Origin of the sequence: Sphingomonas sp. (assembly GCF_019242355.1) — a bacterium.
GTDB lineage: Bacteria > Pseudomonadota > Alphaproteobacteria > Sphingomonadales > Sphingomonadaceae > Sphingomicrobium.
In genome coordinates this window covers 1-2896 of the sequence record NZ_JAFAVR010000027.1, presented here as the reverse complement: position 1 = coordinate 2896, position 2896 = coordinate 1, and the positions used below count along the sequence as shown (strand labels likewise).

Below are 2896 nucleotides of genomic sequence, written 5' to 3'. Positions count from 1 at the left end.
CGACGCCGATCACGCTGATCCGCGGGCGGAGCTCGTCGACTTCGGGACGGATGAAATCGATGCTCATGACCTAAATCCCCCTCAAGCTGGCAACGCGTTGAGCCTTCACGCGGAATCTTTGAATCATCGCGAGTCCCAAGCCAAGCGAAAACGACAGGAAAGGCGAAAAAATTGGGGATGAGTTCCCATAACGGGATTCTAACAGCGCAAAGCAGCGCGAGGACGAGAAAATGGCCGATCGCGACAGGGGCGACGGAGAAGGGTTTCGGCCGGAAGCGACCCAATTTGGAACACATACGCAATGGTTGCGTTGCCAATTCCGTTACCAGGAGAGGAGAGGCGAATGAGACGGATTGCGCTAATCATCGTGGCTACGGTCGCGGTTTCCGCTTGTGCAACGACGCCCAAGACAACGACCTGCCCGGACGGGTCGACAGTTGCAATGGGCACGCCCTGCCCGCCACCGCCGCCGCCGCCGCCTCCCCCGCCGCCGCCAATGACGACCTGCCCCGACGGATCGCAGGTTGCTGCCGGAACGGCTTGCCCCATGCCGCCGCCTCCGCCGCCGCCACCGCCGCCGCCACCGCCGTCGACGACGCACTCGGGCGAGCGCGGCTAATCGCCAATGCGGCCGGCGTGAAAGCGCCGGCCGCCATATTTACGACGCCAAAGCCACTGCCGGCTGCAACCAGCCGGCAGTGGCTTGAGCTTCCTTGAGTGGCCGGTCGCGAACAAGTCGGTCACGTCGGTCGCCGAAGTCCCGGGGTTGTATTGCGCGCCTTGGACCGGTGGGCGTTTTTCTTCCTTCGGTCGCGGATGCGGCGCGCTCCTCCGCCGAGAGCCGCGGCTTTGCTTCGCTATGTTACCCGTGGTCAGGCTCTTCCGGGGTCGAGGCTGCGGCGCGCGAGTCCCATCGCGCCAACGAGGCACGCCGAGAAGAGCGCACCTTCGAGGGCGGCCGTAATGCCTTGCACGAGCGGGCCGAAGCCCGGCTCGCCGACGAGAGCGCCGATGCGATCGAGTCGAAGGCGAGAGGCGGGGAATTGCGCGGCCAGGAGGTCGAGGCTGCCGCCCATCATGTGGCCGCCCAGGCAGACGATGAGCGCACCGGCGATGGCTCCGAGCGCGGCGGCCAGGAACACCCTTTGGCGTAGCGTGCCGATGCTCGCGCCGAGCCACGCCGCAAGGCCGGTCTCCGCGCCGAGGAGAGCGCCTTCGAACGGCCCGGTAATGTCTCCCGGCGAGCGCCCGATCAACAGCGAAAAGGCGTCGAGGCCGAGCAGCTTGACCATCGCGCCGATCACGAAGCCTCCTAGCGCTCCGCCGAGTATGCGCCAGTGGCGCGGCCCGAGGAGGTCGGCGAGCGCGATCCCGAAGGCGACGCCTGCGCCGCCGATGACCGCGACGAGCAGCGTCAGGCTGACGAGCACGAGGAGGATTGAGATCGCGCCCACGCCGGGCGCAAGGGGCTCGGCGGCCCCGGCGAACCCGTAGAAAAGGCCGCCAATGACGCCGGCGACCGCTCCGCCCGCCGTGCCCGACCCACCGATCAGCAGGATATCGCCGGCGACCCACCCCGACGGGCGGCCGGCGGGCGTGGCGGGGCCCGCGCCGGTTTCAACGGGCGCGACGAAGCGGTAGCCGTGCTTGGGCACCGTCTCGATGAAGCGCGGTCGCGCGGCGTCGTCACCAAGGCGGCGGCGAAGCGTGCGGATGCACTGCGTCAGCGCTTCGTCGGTGACCGGGACCCCGCTCCAGACCTCGTCGAGGAAGCGATCCTTGGTGACCAGGCGGCCCTGCTCGCTGACCAGCAGTGTCAAGGCGTCGAGATAACGCGCGTTGAGCTCGATGGGCGCGCCGTCGCGGCACAGCTGCCGGTCGGCAGGGTCGAGTGTGAAACGGTCGAAGCGGAAGCTGTTCAGGACGCCCTCAACCTCGGCCCTTGCGGTCGGCCAGGCGCGGCGTCATCGCCGACCGGCCGCACCTTCGGAATCGCCGCGATCCACCAGATGCCGCCGAACGCGACAATCGCTGCCGACACGCCGAAAGCCCAGATATAGGACCCCGTCCCTTCGATCAGCAGCCCGGTCAAAATCGGGCCGACTATGCCCGAGGTGTTGCCGATGCCGTTCATCACCCCGACCCAGCTGCCCGCTGCCTTGGGTCCGGCAAAGATCTGAGTGATCGCATAGGGGTTGGCGCCTCCAATGCCGCCGATCGCCGCAGCGGCGACCAGGCAAGCGAAGATGCCGCCGGGAGTGGACGAGAATCCGATTCCGCCGATCGCCGCGGCCGAGCCGAATTGGTGGAAGGCAAGCAGGCCCTTCCGGAGCCGCCCCTCGTCCCAGCCGCCGGCGACGAGGCGATCGGAAAGCACGCCCCAGCCGAGCGCCCCCACACCCTGGATGACATAAGCGATCGTGGTCATCTCCGTCATTTCGAGGATCGAGAAGCCGCGAGACTTGACCAGGAACAGGGGCAGCCACGCGAGCATGAAATAGAAGCCATAGGTGTTGCAGAAGTGGCCGACACCCATCGCCCAGACAGTCGGGTGACGGACGACCTCGCTGACCGGAACGGCCGGCGCGGCGTCCTCGGGCCGCCGCCAGTGCGCGCGCGACACGATCATCCAGGGCACGATCCACAGAAAGGTGACCGAGCCGAACACGAGGAAGATGGGGCGCCAGCCATAGTCCCTGAGGATCAAGCCGCCGGCGAGGGTGCCAATGGCCGGGCCCCAGGCGAGGGCGGCGGCAAGCGTCCCATTGGCGATTCCGCGCCGGGCGCCACTGACGTGGCGGGCGATGATCTTCGACGCCGACGGGAAAGCGACGCCTTCACCCACACCGAGCATGACCCGGAGGGCAACCAGGGCCGCGAGGCTGCCGGCGAAGCC

General features: G+C 67.9%; 3 protein-coding genes. 1 reads left to right on the top strand and 2 read right to left on the bottom strand.

The genetic code is table 11. From position 1 onward, the window contains the following. A partial coding sequence (locus tag JOZ79_RS01080; RefSeq protein WP_294069391.1) for a hypothetical protein occupies positions 1 to 181 on the top strand: 181 nt, incomplete at its 5' end. 691 nt (positions 182 to 872) lie between these two features. Here the strand turns inward: JOZ79_RS01080 and JOZ79_RS01075 are convergent. Continuing rightward, positions 873 to 1850: a winged helix-turn-helix domain-containing protein gene (locus JOZ79_RS01075; RefSeq protein ID WP_294069393.1), complete on the bottom strand. Its 978-nt coding sequence runs from the start codon at positions 1848 to 1850 to the stop codon at positions 873 to 875. Positions 1851 to 1918: 68 nt separating this feature from the next. Continuing rightward, a partial coding sequence (locus tag JOZ79_RS01070) for an MFS transporter (protein ID WP_294069389.1) occupies positions 1919 to 2896 on the bottom strand: 978 nt, incomplete at its 5' end.